This window comes from Brevundimonas sp., from assembly GCF_003248455.1.
Classification (GTDB): domain Bacteria; phylum Pseudomonadota; class Alphaproteobacteria; order Caulobacterales; family Caulobacteraceae; genus Brevundimonas.
Genome location: NZ_QFNM01000073.1, coordinates 1 through 3,044, shown reverse-complemented (window position 1 = coordinate 3,044; position 3,044 = coordinate 1). Strand labels below are relative to the sequence as shown.

Here is a 3,044-nt window from a genome sequence, read left to right as displayed (position 1 = left end):
GGTGACGCCGAAGGGCGAAAGCCCGATGACCCCGGAAGAGAAGCTGCTGCGCGCCATCTTCGGCGAGAAGGCTTCGGACGTGCGCGACACCTCGCTGCGCCTGCCGCCCGGCGTCGCCGGCACCATCGTCGACGTTCGCGTCTTCAACCGTCACGGCGTCGACAAGGACGAACGCGCCCTGGCCATCGAACGCGCCGAGATCGAACGCCTGGGCAAGGACCGCGACGACGAGCTCAAGATCCTGGAGCGCAACGTCTATGGCCGCCTCAAGCCGCTGATCATCGGCAAGAACGCCGTGTCGGGCCCGAAGGGCATCGGCCGCGGCGAGCTGACCGAAGAGAAGCTGGCCGAGGTCAGCCGGGGTCTGTGGTGGCAGATCGCCCTGGACGACGAAAAGACGATGGGCGAGCTGGAGGCGATGAAGCGCCAGTTCGAGGACGCCCGCAAGCAACTGGACCGTCGTTTCGAAGACAAGGTCGAGAAGCTGCAGCGCGGCGACGAACTGCCCCCCGGCGTGATGAAGATGGTCAAGGTCTTCGTGGCCGTGAAGCGCAAGCTGCAGCCCGGCGACAAGATGGCCGGCCGTCACGGCAACAAGGGCGTCATCTCCAAGATCCTGCCGATCGAGGACATGCCGCACCTGGAGGACGGCACCCACGTCGATGTCGTTCTGAACCCGCTGGGCGTGCCGTCGCGCATGAACATCGGCCAGATCTTCGAGACCCACCTGGGGTGGGCCGCAGCGGGTCTGGGCAAGCAGATCTCCGGTCTGCTGGAAGCCTGGCAGCAGGGCGGTCAGAAGCAGGCCCTGATCGACCGGCTGACCGAAATCTACGGCGAGGACACCCCTCTGCCCCAGGACGAGGAAGAGCTGATCGAACTGGCGAAGAACCTGTCCAAGGGCGTGCCCTTCGCGACCCCGGTCTTCGACGGCGCGCACATCTCGGACATCGAGCGTCTGCTGGAAGAGGCGGGGCTGAACAAGTCGGCCCAGTCGATCCTGTACGACGGCCAGACCGGCGAACAGTTCAAGCGTCCGGTCACGGTGGGCTATATCTACATGCTGAAGCTGCACCACCTGGTCGACGACAAGATCCACGCCCGCTCCATCGGCCCGTACTCGCTGGTCACGCAGCAGCCGCTGGGCGGCAAGGCGCAGTTCGGCGGTCAGCGCTTCGGGGAAATGGAGGTCTGGGCGCTGGAAGCCTACGGCGCCGCCTACACCCTGCAGGAGATGCTGACGGTGAAGTCCGACGACGTGGCCGGCCGGACCAAGGTCTACGAGGCCATCGTCCGCGGCGACGACAGCTTCGAGGCCGGCATTCCCGAGAGCTTCAACGTGCTCATCAAGGAAATGCGTTCGCTGGGTCTGAACGTGGAGCTGGAGAACAGCTGAGGCGCGCAGCGCCTCAGGGTGGCGAGTAACGAGCGGCGAGTGGCGAGTGAAGAAATTCAGCGCCGTGATCGCCCTTCTTGCTCGCCACCAACCACTCGCCACTCGACACTATTTTCAAGCGGCCCTCGCGCCGCAGAAGGAAAACAAGATGAACCAGGAAGTCCTGAACATCTTCAAGGTCACGCCGACCTTCGACCAGATCAAGATCGCCCTGGCCTCGCCGGAGAAGATCCGGTCGTGGTCGTTCGGCGAGATCAAGAAGCCGGAAACCATCAATTACCGCACGTTCAAGCCCGAGCGTGACGGCCTGTTCTGCGCCCGTATCTTTGGCCCGACCAAGGACTACGAATGCCTGTGCGGCAAGTATAAGCGCATGAAGTACAAGGGCATCATCTGCGAGAAGTGCGGCGTCGAAGTCACCCTGGCCCGCGTTCGCCGCGAGCGGATGGGTCACATCGACCTGGCCGCCCCGGTCGCCCACATCTGGTTCCTGAAGTCGCTGCCCAGCCGCATCTCCCTGATGCTGGACATGGCGCTGAAGGACGTCGAGCGCGTCCTGTATTTCGAGAACTACATCGTCACCGAGCCGGGCCTGACCCCGCTGAAGCAGAACCAACTGCTGACGGAAGACGAATTCTATCGCTATCAGGAAGAATACGGCGACGACGGCTTCACCGCCGAGATCGGCGCCGAGGCCGTCCGCAACCTGCTGATGGGCATCGACCTGCACGCCGAGGCCGAGAAGCACCGCGGCGAACTGGCCGACAACCCGTCGGAAATGAAGGCCAAGAAGGCGTCCAAGCGCCTGAAGCTGATCGAGGCCTTCCTGGAATCGGGCAACAAGCCCGAGTGGATGATCCTCACCATCGTGCCGGTCATCCCGCCGGAACTGCGTCCGCTGGTGCCGCTGGACGGCGGTCGTTTCGCCACGTCGGACCTGAACGACCTGTATCGCCGCGTGATCAACCGCAACAACCGCCTGAAGCGCCTGATGGAGCTGCGGGCGCCGGACATCATCATCCGCAACGAAAAGCGGATGCTGCAAGAGTCCGTCGATGCGCTGTTCGACAACGGCCGTCGCGGTCGCGTCATCACCGGCGCGAACAAGCGGCCGCTGAAGTCGCTGGCCGACATGCTGAAGGGCAAGCAGGGCCGCTTCCGTCAGAACCTGCTGGGCAAGCGCGTCGACTATTCGGGCCGTTCGGTCATCACCGTGGGACCGGAACTGAAGCTGCACGAGTGCGGCCTGCCCAAGAAGATGGCGCTGGAGCTGTTCAAGCCCTTCATCTACGCGCGTCTGGACGCCAAGGGCCTGTCGGGCACCGTCAAGCAATCCAAGCGGATGGTCGAGCGCGAGCAGCCCGCCGTCTGGGACATCCTGGACGAGGTCATCCGCGAGCACCCGGTCCTGCTGAACCGCGCGCCGACGCTGCACCGTCTGGGCATCCAGGCGTTCGAGCCCAAGCTGATCGAGGGCAAGGCCATCCGCCTGCACCCGCTGGTCTGCACCGCCTTCAACGCCGACTTCGACGGCGACCAGATGGCCGTTCACGTCCCGCTGAGCCTCGAGGCCCAGCTGGAAGCGCGCGTGCTGATGATGTCGACGAACAACATCCTGTCGCCCGCCAACGGCAAGCCGATCATCGTG

2 pseudogenes are annotated in these 3,044 nt (G+C 64.3%); both read left to right on the top strand.

From position 1 onward, the window contains the following. A pseudogene (locus DI624_RS16015) lies at positions 1–1,396 on the top strand (DNA-directed RNA polymerase subunit beta); the annotation flags it as partial. 148 nt (positions 1,397–1,544) lie between these two features. Then, positions 1,545–3,044 (top strand): annotated as a pseudogene (locus tag DI624_RS16010) (DNA-directed RNA polymerase subunit beta'); the annotation flags it as partial.